The sequence below is a fragment of the Isoptericola dokdonensis DS-3 genome (assembly GCF_001636295.1).
Lineage (GTDB): Bacteria > Actinomycetota > Actinomycetes > Actinomycetales > Cellulomonadaceae > Isoptericola > Isoptericola dokdonensis.
In genome coordinates this window covers 231275-252381 of record NZ_CP014209.1, presented here as the reverse complement: position 1 = coordinate 252381, position 21107 = coordinate 231275, and the positions used below count along the sequence as shown (strand labels likewise).

Annotated in this window: 20 protein-coding genes; 8 read left to right on the top strand and 12 right to left on the bottom strand. The window is 74.2% G+C overall.

Annotation, left to right across the window (positions count from 1 at the left end; translation table 11 throughout):
• Nucleotides 1–77: 77 nt before the first annotated feature.
• Nucleotides 78–887 carry a hypothetical protein gene (locus tag I598_RS01120; RefSeq protein WP_068200542.1) on the bottom strand — a complete coding sequence of 270 codons (810 nt, stop codon included), beginning with the start codon at nucleotides 885–887 and terminating at the stop codon, nucleotides 78–80.
• Nucleotides 888–1627: 740 nt separating this feature from the next.
• Between I598_RS01120 and I598_RS17540 the strand changes: the two genes are divergently transcribed.
• Entirely contained in the window at nucleotides 1628–2125 is a 498-nt protein-coding gene (locus I598_RS17540) for a phosphoadenosine phosphosulfate reductase domain-containing protein (protein ID WP_157557121.1), read from the top strand.
• 160 nt (nucleotides 2126–2285) lie between these two features.
• Here the strand turns inward: I598_RS17540 and I598_RS01110 are convergent, their stop codons facing one another.
• On the bottom strand, nucleotides 2286–2480 hold the full coding sequence (locus tag I598_RS01110; protein WP_068200539.1) for a hypothetical protein: 195 nt from the start codon (nucleotides 2478–2480) through the stop codon (nucleotides 2286–2288).
• A gap of 130 nt (nucleotides 2481–2610) precedes the next feature.
• Nucleotides 2611–3387 carry a hypothetical protein gene (locus I598_RS01105; protein ID WP_068200537.1) on the bottom strand — a complete coding sequence of 259 codons (777 nt, stop codon included), beginning with the start codon at nucleotides 3385–3387 and terminating at the stop codon, nucleotides 2611–2613.
• Nucleotides 3388–3621: 234 nt separating this feature from the next.
• On the opposite strand from I598_RS01105, the gene I598_RS01100 reads away from it, so the two are divergent.
• The 4 genes from I598_RS01100 (at nucleotide 3622) to I598_RS01085 (ending at nucleotide 5226) form a co-directional block, all read left to right on the top strand.
• Nucleotides 3622–4023 (top strand): hypothetical protein, encoded by a 402-nt coding sequence (locus tag I598_RS01100; protein ID WP_068200535.1) that lies wholly within the window; start codon nucleotides 3622–3624, stop codon nucleotides 4021–4023.
• Between the two features lie 5 nt (nucleotides 4024–4028).
• The gene (locus tag I598_RS01095; RefSeq protein ID WP_068200531.1) at nucleotides 4029–4436 is read left to right on the top strand and encodes a hypothetical protein; all 408 of its coding nucleotides are present in this window, start codon (nucleotides 4029–4031) and stop codon (nucleotides 4434–4436) included.
• Between the two features lie 51 nt (nucleotides 4437–4487).
• A complete protein-coding gene (locus tag I598_RS17795) occupies nucleotides 4488–4667 on the top strand; it encodes a hypothetical protein (RefSeq protein WP_068200529.1) in 180 nt (59 codons plus the stop codon).
• 85 nt (nucleotides 4668–4752) lie between these two features.
• Nucleotides 4753–5226: an enoyl-CoA hydratase/isomerase family protein gene (locus I598_RS01085; protein WP_068200527.1), complete on the top strand. Its 474-nt coding sequence runs from the start codon at nucleotides 4753–4755 to the stop codon at nucleotides 5224–5226.
• A gap of 12 nt (nucleotides 5227–5238) precedes the next feature.
• On the opposite strand, the gene I598_RS01080 is transcribed toward I598_RS01085, so the two are convergent.
• Genes I598_RS01080 through I598_RS01070 form a run of 3 tightly spaced genes read right to left on the bottom strand, consistent with a single transcriptional unit; the run spans nucleotide 5239 to nucleotide 8617 of the window.
• On the bottom strand, nucleotides 5239–6081 hold the full coding sequence (locus tag I598_RS01080) for a transglutaminase family protein (protein ID WP_068200525.1): 843 nt from the start codon (nucleotides 6079–6081) through the stop codon (nucleotides 5239–5241).
• Nucleotides 6078–7010 carry an alpha-E domain-containing protein gene (locus tag I598_RS01075; RefSeq protein ID WP_068200522.1) on the bottom strand — a complete coding sequence of 311 codons (933 nt, stop codon included), beginning with the start codon at nucleotides 7008–7010 and terminating at the stop codon, nucleotides 6078–6080. The genes I598_RS01080 and I598_RS01075 overlap by 4 nt, the downstream gene beginning before the upstream one ends.
• Nucleotides 7004–8617, bottom strand: coding sequence for a circularly permuted type 2 ATP-grasp protein (locus I598_RS01070; RefSeq protein ID WP_068200520.1), 1614 nt, complete (start codon nucleotides 8615–8617; stop codon nucleotides 7004–7006). The genes I598_RS01075 and I598_RS01070 overlap by 7 nt, the downstream gene beginning before the upstream one ends.
• A 116-nt stretch (nucleotides 8618–8733) precedes the next feature.
• On the opposite strand from I598_RS01070, the gene I598_RS01065 reads away from it, so the two are divergent.
• On the top strand, nucleotides 8734–9267 hold the full coding sequence (locus I598_RS01065; protein ID WP_157557119.1) for a type II toxin-antitoxin system PemK/MazF family toxin: 534 nt from the start codon (nucleotides 8734–8736) through the stop codon (nucleotides 9265–9267).
• 62 nt (nucleotides 9268–9329) lie between these two features.
• On the opposite strand, the gene I598_RS01060 is transcribed toward I598_RS01065, so the two are convergent.
• A complete protein-coding gene (locus I598_RS01060) occupies nucleotides 9330–10391 on the bottom strand; it encodes a TRM11 family SAM-dependent methyltransferase (protein WP_068200518.1) in 1062 nt (353 codons plus the stop codon).
• 259 nt (nucleotides 10392–10650) lie between these two features.
• Between I598_RS01060 and rpsT the strand changes: the two genes are divergently transcribed.
• A complete protein-coding gene (gene rpsT, locus I598_RS01055) occupies nucleotides 10651–10911 on the top strand; it encodes a 30S ribosomal protein S20 (RefSeq protein ID WP_068200516.1) in 261 nt (86 codons plus the stop codon).
• 173 nt (nucleotides 10912–11084) lie between these two features.
• On the opposite strand, the gene holA is transcribed toward rpsT, so the two are convergent.
• Both holA and I598_RS01045 read right to left on the bottom strand, forming a co-directional pair.
• On the bottom strand, nucleotides 11085–12095 hold the full coding sequence (holA, locus tag I598_RS01050; RefSeq protein WP_068200515.1) for a DNA polymerase III subunit delta: 1011 nt from the start codon (nucleotides 12093–12095) through the stop codon (nucleotides 11085–11087).
• Nucleotides 12096–12146: 51 nt separating this feature from the next.
• Nucleotides 12147–15302 carry a glycoside hydrolase family 9 protein gene (locus I598_RS01045; RefSeq protein ID WP_083972747.1) on the bottom strand — a complete coding sequence of 1052 codons (3156 nt, stop codon included), beginning with the start codon at nucleotides 15300–15302 and terminating at the stop codon, nucleotides 12147–12149.
• Nucleotides 15303–15484: 182 nt separating this feature from the next.
• Between I598_RS01045 and I598_RS01040 the strand changes: the two genes are divergently transcribed.
• A complete protein-coding gene (locus tag I598_RS01040; RefSeq protein ID WP_068200512.1) occupies nucleotides 15485–16624 on the top strand; it encodes a glycosyltransferase family 4 protein in 1140 nt (379 codons plus the stop codon).
• 21 nt (nucleotides 16625–16645) lie between these two features.
• On the opposite strand, the gene I598_RS01035 is transcribed toward I598_RS01040, so the two are convergent.
• The 3 genes from I598_RS01035 to I598_RS01025 form a co-directional block, all read right to left on the bottom strand.
• Nucleotides 16646–19081, bottom strand: a complete 2436-nt coding sequence (locus I598_RS01035) for a ComEC/Rec2 family competence protein (RefSeq protein WP_068200510.1) — start codon at nucleotides 19079–19081, stop codon at nucleotides 16646–16648.
• Entirely contained in the window at nucleotides 19078–20082 is a 1005-nt protein-coding gene (locus I598_RS17975; protein WP_232314224.1) for a ComEA family DNA-binding protein, read from the bottom strand. The genes I598_RS01035 and I598_RS17975 overlap by 4 nt, the downstream gene beginning before the upstream one ends.
• A gap of 92 nt (nucleotides 20083–20174) precedes the next feature.
• The gene (locus I598_RS01025) at nucleotides 20175–21089 is read right to left on the bottom strand and encodes a DegV family protein (RefSeq protein WP_068200508.1); all 915 of its coding nucleotides are present in this window, start codon (nucleotides 21087–21089) and stop codon (nucleotides 20175–20177) included.
• Between the last annotated feature and the right edge of the window lie 18 nt (nucleotides 21090–21107).

The following is a 21107-nucleotide window of genomic DNA, read 5'->3' as shown; positions in this document are numbered from 1 at the left end:
CTCCGGCCTTGGTGGTTGCCGCCAGGCCCTGCGTCGCAGCCCGTTGATGAAGCTCGCGGTGTGGAGGAATACCAGTCTCAACACCACCACGTGCGCGAGCAGAATCGAGGCTTGCCGAAGTCCACGCCACCGCCGCCACCGCCACCGCCTCCGACACTCACCGAGCCGCCCGCAGAGCCACCCTCGGTACCTCCTCCGCTGCTGGACGCGTCATCGGCAGGTTCGGGTTCGGGCTTCGGAGGGATGACGGCCGCCTCGATGAGGATCAACTGACCCGGTCGGAGTGGCTCGCCCGCCGCGGGGATCGTGCGGCCCGTCACGATCGTCTTTTCGAGGTCCGGCTCGACGTTGGCGCTGCCCTTGGTCGTCAAGCGTGCCTGGCGCTCGGAAGCCGTCTCGCCGGCCGGTCTCTCCGCAGTCCAGTCCAATGTCCCATCGCGGAAGACGTAGGCCCACTTCTCGGTGCCCCCCCTGCCTGCCTTGCCCTTCTTCCAGTACGCCACGGTTAGTCCTTGCACGGGCCCGAAGGTCTTCTTGAGCGTCTTGGCGTAGGGGCCCCTCTTGACCACAGGCATGGTGGGGTTCTCCTCGAACCACTCCAACTCGGCCCGCGGCAGGACGTAGTAGTCGACGAAGCTGTCGTAGTCCTGCGGTTCGCTGAGCATTTCTCCGGCGTTGGGAAACTGCGAGTAGATCACCCAGTCCTCGCCGTCGTGCTCCGAGCGGTCGAATGGGGACATGTCATGGATCGCTCCCTCGGAAGGGTTGCCCCAGTACTGGGGGTAGGCGGCCGCGATCGCTGCATCGGCCTCGTCGTACGTCATGCCCACGACGGTGGGTATCTCGAACGAGTCGGGGGTGGTGATCGCCACGTAGGACGCGATCACGCAGGCAGTGAGTACTCCTAGCAGCGTGAGGCAACCGGTACCGGCGGAACTGTTCTGAGCCACCCAGGAAGCCTACGAAGCGGACAAACCTGCCCCGGACCGTAGAAGGGGTGAAAACGCCCATCGCGGCGAGCAGGATCATGTTCCGCACCTCGGAGTCACACGGCCCGCCAAGCAAGCCCTGCACCCGCTGGACCGAGCCCGGAAGTCTCAGGAGCCGTGTCACAGGGCCGTGCGCTGCCGCACCTTCTGAAGGTGTAGACGCAGACCACTGACCTGTGCGAGGACCCGTGAACGTGCTCACCGCTGCCTGGACCGGCGACGGCGCCCCCACCACCGGCGGGGCCACCGGCCGGTGGTGGGGGCGGGACAGAGGACACCCTCACCCCGACCCGCACGGTCGTGTCCAAGACCTTCACCGCGTTCGACGAATGGGCCGACCCCAACGGGCCAGGACTGTGCGCGGGATGCACCTGGACCTACTCCACCCCACACCTGCGATCAGCACCGCACCTGGTGACCCGCACGCCGGCCACGCTGAACGAACTCACCCGCACCCAGACCGCCGACCTCCTCCAGAACGACCCGCTCCAGCCCGCCCAGGCGCTCGTGGTCCCCCTCCGTCGAGACCTACACCTACCTCGCGGCGCTCGCGGACGACTGGGACCTGAACCTGCACACGATCCCGGCCCAGATGACCACACTGGAGGCCATTTCCGCCAGCGGCGCCTGGGACCACCATGCGCCGTCCTCACGCCGGACCGCGGTCGACCTGCACCAGGTGCTCATCACCGAACCGGTGGCGATCGCGCACAAGAGCCCACGGGCCCGGCGAACTGTGGGGGGTTCGGGCCGAGGAGTCACGCGGCCGAGCCGCGGCCTACGCCAACGCGCTGCGCGCCCAGCGGTGCCACTGCTCGCCCCTGTGCGAAGGGCGAATCGCGCGGGCGCGCCACGGTGGCCGCATCGCCCGGATCGACGGCACCGTCGCCTACGGCCCGGTGTGGGACTGGAGCACGGCCGAGATCTGGGGCTACATCTCCCGCCACGCTCTGCCCGTCAACCCCGTCTACATCAAGCTGCGCGAGCTCGGGGCGCCGGAGCACTTCATGCGGGTCTCAGCCATGCTCGACGGGAACCGCCTCACCGAGGGACGCCTCACCTGGCTGCGGCGCGGATGGCCCGCACTTTTCGAGGAACTGGCTGTAGCGCTGCCCCGCATGCGTGAGTACATCTAGGCAGACGGGGGCCGGTCGTTGTCGGCGTGCGGTTGACGAAAAGCACCCCCAGACGGGATCGCACCCCGCGGTAGGAACGAGACGCTGGACGCTGGTCGAGCGGCAGGAGGCTCACGTACCTGGACCCCGAGCTGGAAGCGGCCATGAAACTCGTGCCTGTTTACTGAGCGGGAATGTGCTCCCAGGTCGGGCCATACGCGTTCGGCGACCTCTTCATGTCCTGGTAGAAGTCCCACCCCTGATCGCGGCTCGTGAAGATCCGCTCCTCCACGACACCGCCGCTGTCCACGACCTTCCAGGTGACCCTGTAGTTGAGCGCCGGATCCTCGTACCCGCTGGTGGGTTCGTTCCTCATGCCGCCGATAGTCCCATCTCGGTGCGGGACAACTCAATGCCACATCGGCCTGATCAGGTTCGTGAGTTGCCGCTCCTGGACCCGATCCGCGCTCGCGGATGCCCTGCACCAGGTCGGTTCCGCTGCTCACCTAGCCCTTGCCCCGCCTCTGGTTCCAGAGCTCCCAAGCGCTGTACATCAGGTCTATCGGCAGGATCCAGATGCGTACAACCTGCTCGGCTCCTGTGCTGTCCTCCAGGCCGGTGTCCCATGCCCAGGTGCGTGCGTGCGCGATACCCGAGGTCGTGTTCCACAGTTCTTGGACGCGAGCCAGCGGGTTTGCCGGTCCTCCGTCGAGGTGGTGGGCAACCGCTTCAAGGAGGGCCGATTCGGAGATTTGGCTCCCCGGCTTCTGCTGCATTGAGACCAGGGCCGCTTCGCTGTCCTGCTGCAGTTCGTCCGCGGCCTTCGACAGTTCCTGATCGAGAGCTCCTTCGCCCTGCCAGACCTTGATCAGCCGGTGTACGTCTGCACTCTCGGCGCGCAACAGGCGTAGTGCACGTACCCGACGTTCGTCAGCGTCGTCCGGGTCCAGAACATAGAGCGCCTTCGCCGCGCCGACCAGAGTGGTTCGCGCCCATGTCAGGTTGGGCTTGGCGAAGACGGCGTTGTCGTAGGCGCGCAGGAGATGGCCCGCGGCCGCTGCGTGTTCGCCCGCGGTGGCTAGTGCTCGCCAGACCACTTTGCCCAGCACGCGGCCACCAGGCAGTTTCCGCGATCCGTCGCGAGCGAGATCGCTGCCTGGCGTGATCTCGCAAGAGGCCGGCGCAACCACGCGTCGGCCCCACCTGTCGAACTGGACCGAGATGTGGGCCGCGAGCTCCTCGGGCGTCGGTGCGTCGGCGCCCGCGGAGGTCATCGGCTGCACTCCGAAAGCTGCTGAATCTGGAGGATCAGGAACGGGTACATGCGTCCCATCCTCACCGGCGCCGGCCATGGCTGCTAGTGGGACCCGCGTCCGGAAGCAGACGCAGGGACGGGCGGCATGTGGTCCTGTGGAGGTAGTCGAGGGGCCACGCTGGCGTCGGCGGCGAGCAGTAGCGTCAAACCACCAACCACAGCGGCAGCCTGACCACCTGCCCGTCCTTCGGAGGACAGCACCATGACCACTTCCACGCTCGAACGCACGCACCTCGCCGACCTGCCTCCGGACGACCAGTTCCGCCTGCCCGGCCGTGAAGGGTGGTGCCGCGTGCTCAGCACGACCACCGAGACGATCTACGCTCGCGACCCGCGCGCCGGAGAGATCAGCCTGGACCTCGCCGACTTCGGCGACGCCGAGCGCGCCGACCACACCGGCATGCACCAGACCAGCATCCTGCGCTGGCACGGGGGCGGATGGACCCACCACCAGACCTGCTTCATCCCGCAGGACTGGACCCAGACCAACCTGCGGGCCGCTGCGTGCCCATCCCCTTCATCCAGCAAGTCGAGGAACTCCTGTCCCACGACGGGCGGGTCCGCATGCGGCCTCGCGCACCACATGCTCGTCAAGGAGGCCTGAGCCCGATGCGCGACTCCGTGATCCCGGTCGTCTTCGACGTCATCGCGCACAGCGAGATAGACGCTGCCGAGGCGGTCGCCACTGCCCTCGAGTCTCGACCCCCTGAGCCGGCAGGCGAGGCTTGCGACCGCTACGTCGAGGCCTGGTGGCTCCCGGTCGCCGCCCACAAGGGAGTCGACCGCAACGACCGCCCGGCCATGTTCCTCGTCGAGGCCGCGCCCACCGCGGACGAGCTCGAGGCCGCGAACCACCCCGGTCGCGGCTTCCCGTTCGGCGAGCACCTCAACCGCGAGCGCCTGACCCGTAAGGATCTCGACGACGTGACCACGCTGGTGGCCGCCTACGAGCATGCGTTCGCGGCGACCCGGCACCCTGCCGCCGCCGACCACTTCGTCGTCGAGACGGGCCGGTGAATCGGCTACGCGCACGCGCTGGCCGTCCTGACCGGAGTTGACTACGCCGCGGTGCTGGCCTGGCACGGCATCGCTGACGAAGAGGACCCGCTGGCCAACACCTTCACCCTCGTCATCGCGCCCGACGACGACGGGCCTACCTACGACGCCGACAACGCGTGCCGCGGCTGTGGGGAGCATCTGGCGGACCCTAACGCGCCCGGCTGCCCCAAGCCGGCTACGGGCCAGTGAGTGTCGACGTGGGACCGGCCGAGATCGACGACGCGACCGTCGTACAGATCGATGCCTCGGCCGGGGGACCGCTCCGCACGCCGCCGTGCACGGGGCGTGCGTCGGCGCCGGGCTGGGGATCGCGCTCGCGTGCGACCTGCGGGTGCTCGCCGACGACGCCGTCCTCGGGTGCGCGTTCGGCGGCGTCGGGCTCACTTTCGACTCGGGGCTCTCGGCGACCCTCACCTGGGCGGTGGGTGCGGCGCGGGCCCGGGAGCTGGTGCTGCTCGGCGACACCTTCACCGCCACCGACGCCGTCGGGTGGGGCGTGGCCGGCACCGTCGTCCCGGCGGACGACGTCGCCGCCCGTGCCGCCTCGCTGGCCGCACGGCTCGCCGCCGGTCCCCCGCTCGCCCAGGCCGCCTCCAAGCGGCTCGTCGCCGCGGCCCCCACCCGCACCCTGGCGGAGACGCTCGCCGCGGAGGCCGTCGAGCAGGACGCCCTCGGCCGTACCGCGGACCATCGCGAGGCCGTCTCGGCGTTCCTGGAGCGCCGGGCCCCCCGCTTCGAGGGCCGGTGAGGGGCGCGCCCCTCAGGCGAGCCGCGTCATCTCGACGGCGACCTCCAGGTCGCTGGCGCCCGGCCCCGCGTACACACCCTTGAGGGGCGGCACGTCCCCGTACTCCCGCCCGCGGCCGACCACCACGTGGTCACCCCCGGCGAACCGGCGGTTCGTCGGGTCGTAGGCGACCCAGCGGCCCACCCACCACTCCAGCCAGGCGTGCGACTCCCCCACCACGGTCTCCCCCACCGCGGCGTCGGCGCGCGGGTGCAGGTAGCCCGAGACGTAGCGGGCCGGGATGCCGACCGAGCGCAGCGCCCCGATCGCCAGGTGGGCCATGTCCTGGCACACCCCCTGGCCGGAGGTCCACGCGTCCGACGCCGGGCTGTGCACCGTGGTCACGCCCGGCACGTAGTCCAGCCGGTCGCGCACCTCCCCGCAGATCGCCTCGGCCGCCTCGGCCGGCCCGAGACCGCTCGCCACGTCGAGCGCGAGCGCCGCGACGTCGTCGGGCACGACCGTCGTCGGCGTGGTCGCCAGGAACGCCGGGTACGCGTCCAGCACGGGGCCGCCGCCCAGCGCCTCCCAGTCCGGGGCGTCCTGCGGTGCGCCGGGCGAGCCGGTCACCTCGACCGTGGACTCCGCGACGATCTCCAGGTGCTCGTGCGGCTCCAGCACCTCGAAGATCGTCACCGGCGTGCCCCAGTAGTCGCGGTACGTGTCCGTCCACGTGTGCGGGGCCACCGTCAGCCGCGCCGACCGCACCTGCTGGCGGTCGTCCTGCACGGGACGCATCCGCGCCTCGTTGTACGACGCCGTCACCGGCGACCCGTACGTGAACGCCGTCCGGTGCACCACCCTGACCAGGCTCACAGCGCCTCCCCCACCCAGGCCGTCGACACCGTCGACGGGAAGTACCGGTCGCGCACCGCGACGCTCGCCCGCGAGCACGCCTGCTGCACCTGCTCCATGACGGCCGGCAGGTCCTCGATCGTGTCCGACCGGCGGGCGAACTCCAGGCGGGAGCGGACGACGCCGAGCTCGCGCACCGCCTCGTCGCTCACCTCGCGGCGGGACTCCACCGGCTCCAGCGCCCGCAGCGCACGGTCCGCCGAGCCGAGCGCGTACACGATGGACCGCGGGAACAGCCGGTCCAGGACGAGGAAGCCCGCCGCGTCGTCGTCGGAGGTGCGTCCGCGGTGCGCCCGCAGGTACGCCTCGTGGGCGCCGCACGAGCGCAGCACGCTCGTCCAGCCCGGCCCGGCCGAGCCCAGGCGGGCCTGCGTCGTCAGCAGCCGGGCCGTCATGTCGGCCCGTTCGATCGACTGGCCGAGCACCATGAAGTGCCAGGTCGCGTCGTGCGGGGTCGCGGACTCCATGAGGCCCGCCACGACGGCGGCGCGCTCGCGCACCCACGCGAAGAACTCGTGCGGCCGGCGGGACCGGCCGATCTTCGACACGTCGTTGCGCGTCGTGTTGAGGGTCTCCCACAGCTCGGTCGAGACGATCTCGCGCGCCCGGCGCGCGTTCTCCCGCGCCGCCACCAGGGCGCCCGCGATGGCCGACGGGTTCGCCCGGTCGTGGGCGAGCAGCCGCAGCAGCGTCTCCCGCCCCACCGGGCCGTCCTCCGGCGTGGCCGGGTGGTCCATGATCGCGAGCAGGGTGCGGCAGGCCGCCGACTCCTCCGCCCACGGCTCCTCCGACAGCATCTGGACGTGGACGTCGAGGATCCGGGCGGTGTCGTCCGCCCGCTCCACGTACCGTCCGATCCAGAACAGCGACTCGGCGATGCGGCTCAGCATGCGGGCACCTCCTCGGTCTCGTGCTGCTGCTGTTGCTGTTGCTGCTGCTGTTGTTGCTCGCGGCCCGCCAGGTCCGCGGGGTTCGTCGCGATGGGCACCCCCGCGACCTCCCCGCCCGAGTCCGCCGAGGCGGCACCGGCGGGACCCTGCGCCGGGTGCGCCGCCGACGGCGCCCGCCGGTCGGTGAGCACCCAGGTGTCCTTCGACCCGCCGCCCTGGGAGCTGTTCACCACGAGCTGCCCCTCGCCCAGCGCGACCCGGGTCAGCCCGCCGGGCAGCACCCACACGTCGTGGCCGTCGTTCACCGCGAAGGGACGCAGGTCCACGTGCCGAGGCCGGAACGCGCCGTCCGTGTACGTCGGGACGGTGGAGAGCTGGACCACGGGCTGCGCGACCCAGCCGCGCGGGTCCGCGACCAGGCGCGAGCGGAGCCGGTCGAGCTCGGCCGGCGTCGCGTCCGGACCCACCACGATCCCCTTGCCGCCCGAGCCGTCCACCGGCTTGACGACGAGCTCGGCGAGGCGGTCCATCACCTCCGCGAGCGCCCCCGGCTCCTCCAGGCGCCAGGTGTCGACGTTCTTCAGCACCGGCTCCTCCCCGAGGTAGTACCGAATGAGGTCGGGCATGTAGGTGTAGACGAGCTTGTCGTCGGCGACCCCGTTGCCGATGGCGTTCGCGAGGGACACGGTGCCGCGGCGGGCGCAGTCGACCAGGCCCGGCACGCCGAGGACCGAGTCCGGCCGGAACCGCAGCGGGTCGAGGAAGACGTCGTCCACGCGGCGGTAGATGACGTCCACGCGGCGCGGCCCGCTGGTGGTGCGCATGTAGACGCGCCCCGCCTGGCAGTACAGGTCGCGGCCCTCGACGAGCTCGACGCCCATGAGGCGGGCCAGCAGCGCGTGCTCGTAGTAGGCGGAGTTGAAGACGCCGGGCGTGAGCACGACGACGGTCGGGTCGGGCACGCCGTCGGGGGCCGCCGCCGCCAGGGCCGCGTGCAGACGCCGCGGGTAGTCGATGACGCTGCGCACCCGCAGCCGGGAGAACAGCTCGGGGAACGTGCGGACCATCGACTGCCGGTTCGCGAGCACGTAGCTCACCCCGGACGGCACCCGCACGTTGTCCTCCAGGACACGGAACTCCCCGGCCTCGTCGCGCACCAGGTCGATGCCCGCCACGTGGCAGCGCACCCCGTTGGGCGGGACGATCCCGTGCGCCTCGCGCTGGAACTCCGAGCTGGACAGGACCAGGCGGCGCGGCACGACGCCGTCGCGCACCGCCTCCTGCGGCCCGTACACGTCCGCGAGGAACGCCTCCAGCGCCCGGACGCGCTGCGCGACCCCGCGGCCGATGTCGTCCCACTCGTCCGGGGAGACCACCCGCGGCACGACGTCGAGCGGGAACGGGCGTTCCTCGCCCGCCACGTCGAACGTGATGCCCTGGGCCACGTAGGCGCGGGCCAGCGCCTCGGCGCGGGCGGTCACCTCCTGGGCCGACAGGGACGTCAGCGTGTCGTGGACGCCCCGGTAGCGGGTCCGCACGGAGCGGTCGCGGTCGAGCAGCTCGTCGAACGCCGCACCGAGGGGGTAGTCGTCGAAGAGGTCCGCCATGACCGCACGGTAGGCGCCCCAGGGCCCCGGCGCGTTCCGACCGTGTTTCGTCCCCGTGTCGTGGACCCGTGCCGGGACGTTCCCCGGCACCGCCCCGGACGTGGAAGGCTGGGCCCGTGGCCACCTCGACCTGGACCGACCTGCTGCGACGCCTCGTGGGCGCCCTGCGCCCGAGCGGCGCCCGGACCCGGCGGGCCGGGGCGCCGCCCCGCCCGTCCGCCCCCCGCCCGGGGGCGCCCGCCGAGGGCTACCCGGGGGACTACGACGGCGTCGTCGCGGCCGAGTACGCCCCGCACCTCGACGGCTCACCCGACCCCGGCGAGGTCGTGTGGACCTGGGTGCCGTTCGAGGAGGACTTCAGCCGCGGCAAGGACCGCCCGGTGCTCCTCGTCGGGCGCGACGGCCCCTGGCTGCTCGCCCTGCAGCTCACCAGCAAGGACCACGACCGCGACGCCGCCCAGGAGGCCCGCTGGGGCCGGCACTGGATGGACGTCGGCAGCGGGCGCTGGGACTCCCAGGGGCGCCCCAGCGAGGTCCGCCTCGACCGGGTGGTGCGCGTCGACGCGGCGAAGGTTCGCCGCGAGGGCGCGGTGCTGCCGCGGACGACGTTCGACGCCGTCGTCGGCGGGATGCACCGGCACGGGCACTGAGGTCCGTCGCCGGGCCGCACCGGCCAGCGGGTCGACCACGTCGTCGGCACGACGGCGTCGGTTCAGCGGGCGGACGCGCCCTTCGCGGGGCGTCGGGCCACCAGCACGTCGCGGTCGATCGACTGGTCGACGCGGTGACGCAGGCGCAGGTACGGGTCGGCGTCGACGACCTCCAGCCCGTGCCCGGCGAGCACCTCGACCGCCTCCGCGCGCGGCGCGACGTGCGTGTTCCAGGCCAGGCCCATCGCACCCCCCGGGCGCAGCATGGCCTTCCACGCCGGCACGGCCGAGGTGAGCAGCTCCAGCGGGCCGCGCTGCAGCTCGCCCTTCGCGACACGGCTGCCGTGCTGGACCCCGTAGGGCAGGTCGCCGACGACCACGTCGAACGAGCCCGGCCGGAAGAACTCCCCGACGCGACGGGTGTCCGCCGCGACGACGTCGAGCTCGCGCACGTCGCCCGCCTTGAACTCCTCGCGCGTCATGCCGATCGTCGCCTCCAGGCGCTTGGCCACCACCTTGCGGTCCCGGCGCACCGGCCCGAACGCCACCGTGTGCTTGAGCCGCTTGCGCTGCAGGTACGTGCGCACGAACGTCGCGTACGCCTCCATGTCCTGGGTGTCGACGTCGATCCCCGACGCGTGCCAGCCGTACAGCAGCGCCTGGTTGAGGGTGGAGCCGCGCCCGCACACCGGGTCCAGCACCCGCAGCGGGCGGTCGAGCATCTCTCCCGCCGACGCGGAGGCCGCGACCGTCACGTTGAGCAGGAGGCGGGTGAACTGCTCGTTCGTCTTGCCGGCGTACTTCTGGATGGTCACCAGGTCGTCGTCGAGGCGGTCCAGCCGGGGGGCGAGCACCGGGTGCAGCGCACCGTCCTCCAGCCGGAACAGCGCGTACAGGGACGAGGCGTTCGCGAGCCGGCGCACGTCCCGGTCGCCGAGGTCGTCCGCGACGAACGTCACGTACTGCACGCCACCGAGGCGGTCTGTCCCGAGGTCGCGCAGCAGGCCCGGGCGGACGGCGTCGGCGAGGATCTCCAGCTCGGCGGCGAGCAGCTCGTGCGAGGCCTCGGCGTACACCCGGTTGGCGGACGGCAGGAGGAGGGCGGCGTAGCGTGCGGTGGTCACCGCTCGATGCTACGGCGGCGGGCACCTGCGGCACGGCGTCGACCCCCGTCGGAAGCCCGAGGTGCGACGCGTGCCACACCCCACGACGGGTTCCCGGGGCCCCGCACGGCTGGTAGTCTGGTTGATCGCGTGTCCGCCCAGGTCGGCGGGCACAGCCACGGTTCCTCTCCACGGGTTCCCCACCCCAGTCCCGGAGCTGTGGCCGCCCTCTACGACCTATCCGCTCGCCGGCAGGCGAACACATCAAGGAAGTTGACCAGTGGCCAACATCAAGTCCCAGATCAAGCGCATCAAGACGAACGAGAAGGCGCGCCTGCGCAACAAGTCCGTCAAGTCCGAGCTGAAGACGCACGTCCGCAAGGTCCGTGAGGCCGTCGCCGCCGGCGACAAGGAGGCCGCCCAGGCCGCCCTCAAGACCGCGACGCGCAAGCTCGACAAGGCCGTCTCGAAGGGCGTCATCCACGCCAACCAGGCTGCGAACCGCAAGTCGGCCATCGCCAAGTCGGTCGAGGCTCTCTGAGTCTTCCGGTCGGCCCTCGGGCCACCGATCAAGGCCCCCGCACCCACCACGGTGCGGGGGCCTTCGCGTCCCCACAGACGCATGCGCCGACTCGGCGCGACCAGACCCGGCGCGACCAGCGCTGACTCGGCGCGGCCAGCGCTGACTCGCGCCGGTGCCGTGCCGGCCGGCGGTCAGGTGCGGCGGGAACGGGCGATGGTCAGGACGGCGCGCTCGACGGCGAACACCGGGTCCCGTCCGCCGCCCTTGACCTCGGCGTCGGCCCGCGCGACCGCGCTGATCGCCGTCGCGAGACCCTCGGGGGTCCAGCGGGCGAGGTCCTTGTTGGCGATGCGGACCTGCCAGTCCTGCAGGCCGAGCTCGCGGGCCGTCGTCGAGCCGCCACGGATCGCCGCGACGCGGGCGAGGGTGCGCAGGCGCAGGGCGAGCGCCGCGACCACCGGCACCGGGTCGGCCCCGGTGGCGAGCGCGTGCCGCAGCAGCGCGACCGCCGCTCCGGCGTCCCCCGCGACGGCGGCGTCGGCGACCTTGAAGCCCGTCGCCTCGACCCGGCCACCGTAGTAGCGGTCCACCGTCGCCTCGCCGATCGTGCCGGTCGTGTCCGCGACGAGCTGGGCGCACGCCGCGGCCAGCTCGCGCAGGTCGTTGCCGAGCGCGTCCACCAGGGCGCGCACCGCGGCGGCGTCCGCACGGCGACGGGCCTGCCGGAACTCGCCGCTGACGAACGCGACCTTGTCGGCGTCCTTGGTGATCGCCTCGCAGCGCAGCTCGGGCGCGCCCGACGCGGTGATCGCGTCCAGCATCCGCTTGCCGCGGTTGCCGCCGCCGTGCACGACCACGACCGTGCTGTCCGGGTCGGGCGACGCGACGTACGCCACGACGTCGGCGACGAGGTCGTCGGTGCAGGCCTCCGCCCCGCGCACCACGACGACCTTCGCCTCCCCGAACAGCGACGGGCTGGCGGCCACGGTGAGCTGGCCGGCGCCGTAGGTCGCGCCCTCCAGCTCGACCTTCTCGACCTCGGGCTGCGCCTCGCGGGCGAGCCCGAGCACGCCGTCGACGGCCCGCTCGGCGAGCAGCGGCTCGGGCCCCCGCACCAGCACGACGGGGGCGAGCTGCGGGTCGTCCCACGAGCGGGCGTTCGACGGGGCCGCACCGCGGCGGCGGGAGGTGGAGGCGGGCACGCCCCTAGCCTGCCAGAGGCGGCCGACACGGTCGGCCGCCCCGGCAGCCGCTCAGGCCGTGGCGCACCACATCCCGTCGAGCGTGAACGCGTCCGGCACGTGGTCGGTCCCGGTGCGGGCGGCCCCGACGAACCCGAGCGTCACCGTCGAGCCGCCCCGCGCGCCCGGGTCGGCGAGCCGGGCGTTCCAGGGCTCGTTCGTCACCGTGACGGCGGCGCCGTCCTGGACGGCTTCCCCGCCCCACAGCCCGACGACGCGCTGGTCGCCGTCGAACCGCCAGCCGAGCTCCCACCCGTCACGGGCGCCCGGACCGAGGTTCGTCACCCAGAGCTGGCTGACGAACCCGCCCGGCCACGTGCCGTGGACGGTGTACCCGACCTCGCAGGTCGGCGTCGGCGGCTCCCACGCGTCCGGGGCGACCGAGGCCATGTCGTCCGCCCACGACGCGTACCAGGCCAGCGCCGAGTTCCAGTTGATGGTCATCTCGTTGGTCGACCACGCGTCGACGTGGTCGATGTAGCAGGTCTGCGGGGCGCACCCCTCGAGGGCGGCCCGGGACACCGGGTCGTCCAGCGCGGAGTTCGGCCCGCCGGACAGCATCCCGTCGGGGTGCGGGGGCAGGCGGTCGGCGGACGCCATCCAGCGGTTGTGCATCCTCTGCGAGAAGTACGTGCCGTACCCCTTGACGTAGGAGTTGTTGATCGCGTTGCGGCCCAGCACGTAGTCGGCCGCCTCCAGCGCGGCGTCCCGGTAGGCCTGGTCGCCCGTGAGGTCGTAGGCGGTGGCCACCACGACGGCGTTGTTGAGCACCTGATGGGTGGAGCCCCACGCGTACCCGCCCTCGGGGGCGTAGGGCAGGCCGAACGGCTGGCTCTGCTGGATCGCGACGTAGCCGTCGGCGGCCGCCACGACCGACGCGACGACGTCGGCCCGGCCGGGCAGCGTGCTCGGCACCGTGGCGAGGTCGAGCCGCGCCGCCGGGGCCGTCCAGCCCCAGTCGAAGCCGGTCGGCTTCCACACGTCCTCGCGGGCGCCGCCGACGTGCAGCGGCGAGCCCAGGACGGCGTCGGCGTACCGCTGCCCGCCGGTGGTGAGGTAGAGCTGCGCCGCCGCCCAGTACCGCTCGTCCGTGACGTCGGTGTCGTCGTACGGCCCGCCGCCCGGGTTGGGGTCGATGACGTTGGTGTTCGGTGCGTAGATCTCGGGGTGCGCCGCCGCGGCGACCCACGCGCGCTTCGCCGCCCGGCGCAGGTCGTCCGCGAAGCCGGCGTCGTAGGGCTCGTACAGCCGGGCGCCCTGCGCGGCGGCGGCGGCCAGGTTGAGCGTCGCCGCCGTGGACGGACGGTGCAGGTAGCGCGGCTGCGGGTCCTCGGACGGCAGCAGGTTCAGCCCGGTCCAGGCGATGTCGTGGACCTTGTGGTGCACCAGCCCGCCGGCGTCGAACGACTCCCCGTCGATCGTCATCGTCGTGCCGCGGGGCACCTGCATGGCGAGCATGAACTCGAGCTCGTGCCGGACCTCGTCGAGCACGTCGGGCACGTCGTTGCCCCGCTCGGGGATCACGAGCGTGCCGTCACCGAGAGCACCGGACTCGACCGTCCCGGCGTGCAGGCTGCGCTCGTAGGCGGACAGCAGCTGGTAGACCGAGATGCCGGCGTTGACGACGTACTTGCCGTGGTCGCCGGCGTCGTACCACCCGCCCGAGACGTCGCGCACGTAGCCGTCCGGGCACGCCCAGCCGTCGACGCCGTAGTGGTCGTCGGCGCCGAGCTGCGGCGCACCGTTCGCGTCCACGGCGCCCGTGGGCGGCAGGCACGGCAGGTCGACGTCGCCCTGGTTGACGCCGTCGCCCGGCGCGTCGACGTGCCCGGCGGGGCGTGCGTGCTCCGCCTTCTCCTCCACCCCGTCGACGACGACCGGGACGATCTCGGTGCCGGAGCGCTGCGTGTAGTAGATGCCCAGCGCGTCGGTCCGCAGCGTGTCGTACACCGTGGCCGAGATCGCGAACGGGTACGACTCCTCGCCGTCCGCGACGAGCCGGAAGCCCTCGCCGGTCGCGGCGACGTCACCGAGGTCGACCGTGTGCACGTCGAGCCCGGCGGAGGCGTCGGTGCCGGCGGGCTCGGTCGTGCCGGTCGCGACGACGGCGCCCGTCGCGTCGTGCAGCTCCCAGGGCAGCGGCTCGGTCGCGTCCGTGACGACGGTCGCCCGCTTCGGGCCGTCCGGCAGGTAGCCGACCTGGTTGACCCGCACCCGGGGGCCGGTCTCGTGCTCGAACTCCGGCACCGTCCCTCCGGTGGTCAGGGAGAACAGGTCCAGGCACAGCTCGAGCTCCGCGGCGTTGCCGCCGACCTGGAGCTGGAGCTGGGTGTCCGCCGCGGCGTCCACCTCGAAGGTCTGCGTGAACGTGCCGTCGAGGGCGACGTCCGCGGAGAACAGGGGTGGCCAGTCGGCGCCGGGCCGCGGCACCAGGATGCGCCCGGTCGTTCCCGGCGGGGCCGACGCCGTGAGGGTGACCGTGTAGCTGCTGCCCGGCTCCAGCGCGATCCCGCTCTGCCCGAGGATGACGTCCCACTGGTTCCCGCCCGCGGGCACGGTGCCGCACATCCGGCCGCCGGTCTCCGCGAGCGCGAGGTTCGCCGTGGTCCACCACGGCTCCAGACCGTCGAAGGTCGGGTTCTGAGCCAGGTGCGCCAGCGGGGTGACGTGGACGTCGGTGAGGCACAGCCCGCCCGCGGGCTGGGCCCCGGCGAGCTCGAACTGGACGCGCTGCGCGTCCCCGGAGGCGGTGAAGCCCCACTCGTAGTCCTGCGGTTCCGGCTCGACGGCGAACGTCTCGCGGACGTCGAAGACCTCCGGCCCCGCGGCTCCGTCCGACTGCACGCGAGCCTCGAGGCCGTCCGTGCCGGGCTCGCCGTGGGCGGTGAAGCCGAACAGGTACGACTCCCCCGCCGTCAGCCCCAGCGCCACGAAGTTGCCGAACCGTTCCACCGCGGGGACGTCGAGGCAGAGCTCGCCGTCGGTGACGTCCGCGTCGGTGATCCCCCACCACTGGTCGTGGACGCCGGGCTCGAAGGCGCCGTTCGCCACGAGGTTCGGTGGCTCGTCGGCCTGAGCGGTCACCGGGACGGCCGCCCCGGCCAGGACGACGGCGGACGTCGTCACGGTGGCGGCGAGCACGCGCCACAGGTCCAGTCTGGTCTTCACGCCGACTCCTCGTTGAGAGCGCTTCCACGGTCTGGTCGCCTCCCACGGTAGCGGGCAGCCCGCGCGCCGTCACCCCCTCCTGCCTCCGCCCCGGTCCGCACCACCGCCGCCGACGCCGCCCTGCTCCGCGCCCTGGCACCCGCGGCGGTCGGTGGTCCCGGGCGGCCGGGTAGCCTGGCGCGGTGCCCCGGACCCTCGTCGTCACCAACGACTTCCCGCCCCGACAGGGCGGCATCGAGACGTTCGTCCACGCGATGACGTCCCGCTTCGACCCCGACGACGTCGTCGTCTACACCTCGTCCACGCCGGGTCAGGCCGAGCACGACCGCGGCCTGCCGTACCCGGTGGTGCGCGCCCGCACGCGGATGCTGCTGCCCACCCCGGCACGGACCCGCGACGTCGTGCGGCTCGTCACCGAGCACGGCTGCGAGTCGGTGTGGTTCGGCGCCGCCGCCCCGCTCGGGCTGATGGCACCCGCCCTGCGCAGCCGCACCGGCGTGCGGCGGATGGTCGCCACCACGCACGGGCACGAGCTGTGGTGGGCCCGGGTGCCGGGCACCCGCGCCGCGCTGCGCCGGATCGGACGGTCCGTGGACCACCTGACGTACCTGTCGGACCGCACCGTGGGCGTACTCGCCGGCGCCGTCGGGCCCGAGGCCGCGGCACGGGCCGTCCGCCTGTCCCCCGGCGTCGACCCCGAGACCTTCGCCGACACCGACCCGGCCGGCGGGCGGGCGGTCCGGGCGCGCTACGGCATCCCGCCCGACGCCCCGGTGGTGCTCTGCGCCGCCCGGCTCGTCGAGCGCAAGGGGCAGGACGTCCTGGTCCGGGCGCTGCCCGCCGTCCTGGCGTCCGTGCCCGACGCCCGCCTCCTGATCGTGGGCGACGGCCCCGACGCCGCCCGGCTGCGCCGGCTCGTCACCGAGCACGGCGTCGACGACCACGTCGTCCTCGCCGGCGGGCACCCGCACGCCGCCATGCCCGCCTTCTACGCCGCGGCCGACGTCTTCGCCATGCCGTCGCGCAGCCGCCGCGGCGGGCTGGAGGTGGAGGGGCTCGGCATCGTGTACCTCGAGGCGCAGGCCGCCGGGCTTCCCGTGATCGTCGGGGACTCCGGCGGCGCGCCCGACGCCGTGGACGACGGCGTCACGGGGTACGTGGTCGACGGCACCGACCCCACCGACGTGGCCGCCCGGCTGGTGGCGCTGCTCGCCGACCCGGAGCTGCGGGCACGCGCCGCCGCGGCGGGTCCCGGCTGGGTCCGGGACTCCTGGACGTGGGACCAGCGGTTCGCGACGCTGCACCGCCTGCTCGTCGGCTGAGCCCGGCGGGGCCGTCGACCGTCACGGACCCGCCCCGCACGACACCGCCAGCCGGGCCTCCCGCACGACCAGCGCCGCGGTGCCGCACTCGTCGGTGCGGACCACCCGCGCTCCCGTGCCCGCGTAGAGGTCGAGGGCGGAGTCGGTGGGGTGGCCGTAGTCGTTCTCCCCGACGGTGACCAGCACGACGGCGGGCGACAGCAGCGCCGCGAGCCCCGTGTCCTGGGAGGCCGACCCGTGGTGGGCCATCTTCACCACCTCGACCGGGTCGGTGGGGAACCCGCGCCCGCGCAGCCGCTCGGCGAGCGCCCGCTGGCCGGGCTCCTCCAGATCACCGAGGGTGACCACGTCGAGCCCGGACGCCGTGCGCACGGCGAGCGCGACGCTCGCGTCGTTGGCGCCCACCCCGGCGCCCGTGGCGCCGAGCACCTGCCAGGTCACGTCCCCCGCGGACCCCTGCTGGTCCGGCGCGCCCACCGCCACGTCCACCCCCGCGGCGGTGAGCGCCGCACGGGCGCGGGCGGCGGGAGCCTCAGGTTCGGCGAGGGCGGACACCAGGGCGCGCTCGACCGGGACGGCGGCGAGCACCTGCTCCAGCCCGCCGACGTGGTCGGTGTGGAAGTGGCTCAGCACGAGCAGGTCCACACGCCGGACGCCGAGCCGCGTCAGGCAGCGCGCCGCGGCGTCGCCGGGCGGACCGACGTCCACGAGCACCGCCGACGCCGGGCCGCTGCGCAGCACCAGCGCGTCGCCCTGACCGACGTCGCACGCCACGACCTGCCAGTCCGGCGGCGAGCCCGCACCTCCGCCGACCCGCGGGACCACGACGAGCACCGCGACGACCAGTGCGCCGCCTGCCACCAGCACCCCGGCCAGGACCGGCACGCCCCGGCCTCCCCGGCCACGTGCCGACCGCCCGGACCGCACCGCACGGGCCGCCACCGGGACCGCGACGCCCGGCGCCGGACGGCGAGCTCGGGCGATCCTGCGCAGGAGCCCGACGACGTCCGGCCGAGCCGGGTCGTCCGGCGGCTCCCACCGCAGCACGAGGACCAGCACGAGCAGCGTGACCACGGCGAGGACCACCGCCCCGACCGGCCCGGACCACCACGGGACCTGGTGGCCGGGCACCGCCGCGCCGACGGTCGCGACCCCGGCGAGCCAGCCCGTGGGCAGTCCGGCGAGCCATGCGAGGGGCCCGGCGACGCCGGGCGCCCAGGGCGCGAGCAGCGTGGCGGCCAGGGCAAGAACGGTGGCTGGGACGAGCGCGGGGGCGGCGACCACGTTGGCGGGGACCGCGACGAGCGCGACCGCGGGGTCCAGCAGAACCAGGACCGGGCCGCAGGCGGCCTGCGCGGCCCACGGCACGGCGACGGCGAAGGCGAGCGCCCGACCGCACCAGGGGGCGAGGCGGCGGGCGAGCGGTCCGGCGAGCAGCACGATGCCGGCGGTCGCGGCGCAGGACAGCGCGAAGCCGAACGAGCGGGCGAGCCACGGGTCCACGACGAGCAGCACGGTCGAGGCGGCTGCCAGGGCCGGCAGGCCCTGGCCGGGGCGACCGAGGGCGAGGCCCAGGAGCCCGGCGGCGCACGTCCACACCGCCCGCAGCACCGACGGCTCGGGTCCGACGAGCAGCACGAACCCGCCCGCGGCGACGACAAGGGCGACGACCCGCCAGCCCCGGGGCACCCCGGCCACGACGAGCAGGGCGGTGACGACGGCGAGCACGATCGTGAAGTGGCTGCCCGACACCGCCGTGGCGTGGGTCAGGCCGGTGACGCGCATCGCGTCGTCGAGCTCGTCCGGCACGCGGGTGGTGTCCCCGAACGCCACGCCGGGCACGAGACCGCGGGCCTGCGGCGTCAGCGGGTCGGTGACCTCCAGGAGCGCCGTGCGCATCCGGTCGGTGACGCGCAGCGCCGGGTGGGGTGCGGCGCGTTCGACCACCGCCTTGGTGGCCGTGGCCTCGGCGACGGTCCCTTCGCCGAGGCCGGGTGGCGCGAGCCGGGCGCGGACGACCACGGCCGCGCCGACCCGCGGCGGGTCGCCGGGAGCGGTGACGACGACGTGACCCCGGGCGGTGGTCGTCGCGCCGCGGGCGGTGACGTGGTCGACGCCGATCTCCCACGTGGAGCCGTCACCGAACCGGGCCGGGCGGGCGGCCGAGACGACGGTGCCGTGCAGCGTGGCCTGCGCCTCCTCGACGGCGAGACCGGGCAGCGCCCCGCGCGCGTCGGCCTGCACCTGGAACGACCCCGCGAGGGCGACGAGCCCCGCGCACGCCAGCAGGAGGTGCGCGAGAACGGGGCCGGCGCCACGAACCGCGAGCACGCACCCGGCCATCACCCCGCCGGCCAGGAGCAGGACGACACCGGCGAGCGGGCGCGACCCGGTCAGCCACCAGGCGACCACCCAGACGGTGAGCGCCACCGGGACGAGGCGCAGGTCGCCGGTCACACCACGACGAGGTCGCGCAGCCCCTCGAGCACCGACGGCCCGATGCCGGAGACCTCGGTGAGCTCGTCGACGCTGGTGAACGGGCCGTTCGCGTCCCGCCAGGCCACGATCCGCTCGGCCAGGACGGGGCCGACACCGGGGAGCGTGTCGAGCGTGGTGAGGTCCGCGGTGTTGAGCGGCACCGGTGCACCCGGGGTCGGGTCGGGCGCCGGCCCCCCGGCAGACGGCGCCGAGCCTGCCCCGGCGTCGACAGGGGCGGGCGTCTCGCCCGGTGCGGGCACGTGCACCTGCTCGCCGTCGACCACCGTGCGGGCGAGGTTGAGCCGGGTGAGGTCGGCGCCCTTGGTCGCGCCGCCCGCCGCGTCGAGGGCGTCGGCCACGCGCGCACCGGCTGGGAGGGTGACGAGGCCCGGTGCGACGACCTTCCCGACGACGTGCACCACCACCTGGGGGCCCTGCGCGTCGACGGCGGGCGACGGCGACCCGGCCGGTGCCGGCGCGACGTCGGTCGGCGGGACGAACGGCGACGCCCCGGGGGTCGCGGACGCGACCGCGCCGGGCTCGGGACCGACGGCCGCAGCGCCGGCGTCGACCTGGACGGAGACGGCCTCGTCGTGCGCCGCGAGATCGACGAGGTCGCCCGATCCCTGCGACCACAGCGCGAGCCCCACGGCGACGACGGCGACGAGGAGCAGCGCGCACGCCGCGGCGACGGCGGTGCGGGCGTCGAGCGCCCAGCGCCGCCCGACGGCGTCGTGCGCGCCGAGCGGATGACCGTGGGCGGCGCTGTACGTGGCGGCGACGTGCGCGGCCGAGCGCCGGCGGCGCAGTCGCTCGGCGAGCTCGTCCGCTGCGGGTTCGGCGGCGGTCGGGGTCCGGCGGTCCGCGAGAGGACCGGGGTGGGCGGGCGCAGGTGCGGCGTCGCCGGCGAGGGCGGCGCGCAGGGCGTCGACCCGCGTCGCGACGGGGTCGTCCGCCGGCGGCGGCGAGGAGGTGGTCACCCCCGCGACGCTAGGGAAGACCGGCCACCGTGCGCGCTGCCGCCGGGCCCTTCTGTGGACCGCTCAGCGCTGTGGACGGGCCGCGGCCGGCATCACCAGGGGCCGCCGGGCTCCAGGTCGTGCACGTGCGCCCCGCGATCCACCACGACGACGGCGAGCGCCCCCGGTCCCACGTGCGCGCCGAGCACGGCGCTCACCGGGGACACGACGGGCCGCGCGCCGACCCGCTCGGCCAGCTCGGCGGCGACCTCCTGCGCACGTTCCGGCGCTCCCAGGTGGTGCACGGCGAGCGCGGGACGCGACGCCTGAGCCGCCCGTTCGACCGCCAGGTCGACCAGGCGTGCCACGGCGGCCTTGCGGGTGCGCACCCGCTGCACGAGGTCGACCCTCCCGTCGACCAGACCGAGGATGGGTCGCACCCCGAGCGCCGTACCGAGCGCGGCCGCCGGGGCCGAGAGCCGCCCACCACGCCGCAGATGGTCCAGGGAGTCCACGAGGAACCAGGCGCCCGCCGAGTCCGCGACCTCCTGGGCGCGGCGCGCCACGTGGTCGGCGTCGCAGCCCGCGGCGGCGCACCGGGACGCCTCCAGCGCGGCGAAGCCGAGCGCCATCGCGGCGCTGCGGGAGTCGACGACCCGCACCGGCAGCATCGCGCGCTGACCGGCGCGCGCCGCGGAGTCCACGGTGCCCGACAGCGCGCTGGACAGGTGCACCGAGACCACCGATCGTGCACCGGCGGCCACCAGGCCCCGGAAGGCCCGCGTGAACTCCTCGGTGGCGGGCTGCGACGTCGTCAGCCGCTCGCCGCGGGAGATGCGGTCCGCGACGTCCTCCGGCGTGATGTCGACGCCCTCGCACCGCTCGCCGTCGGACGTGACGACGTGCAGGGGCACCACGAGCGGCCCCGCGTCGAGGCCGTCGAGGACGCCGACCTCGACGAGGTCGGCAGGGTCGGGGAGGCAGGCCGTCGAGTCGGTGACGACTCGCACTGCAGGTTCGTCGCGCATGTCGGGGCGAGTCTAGCC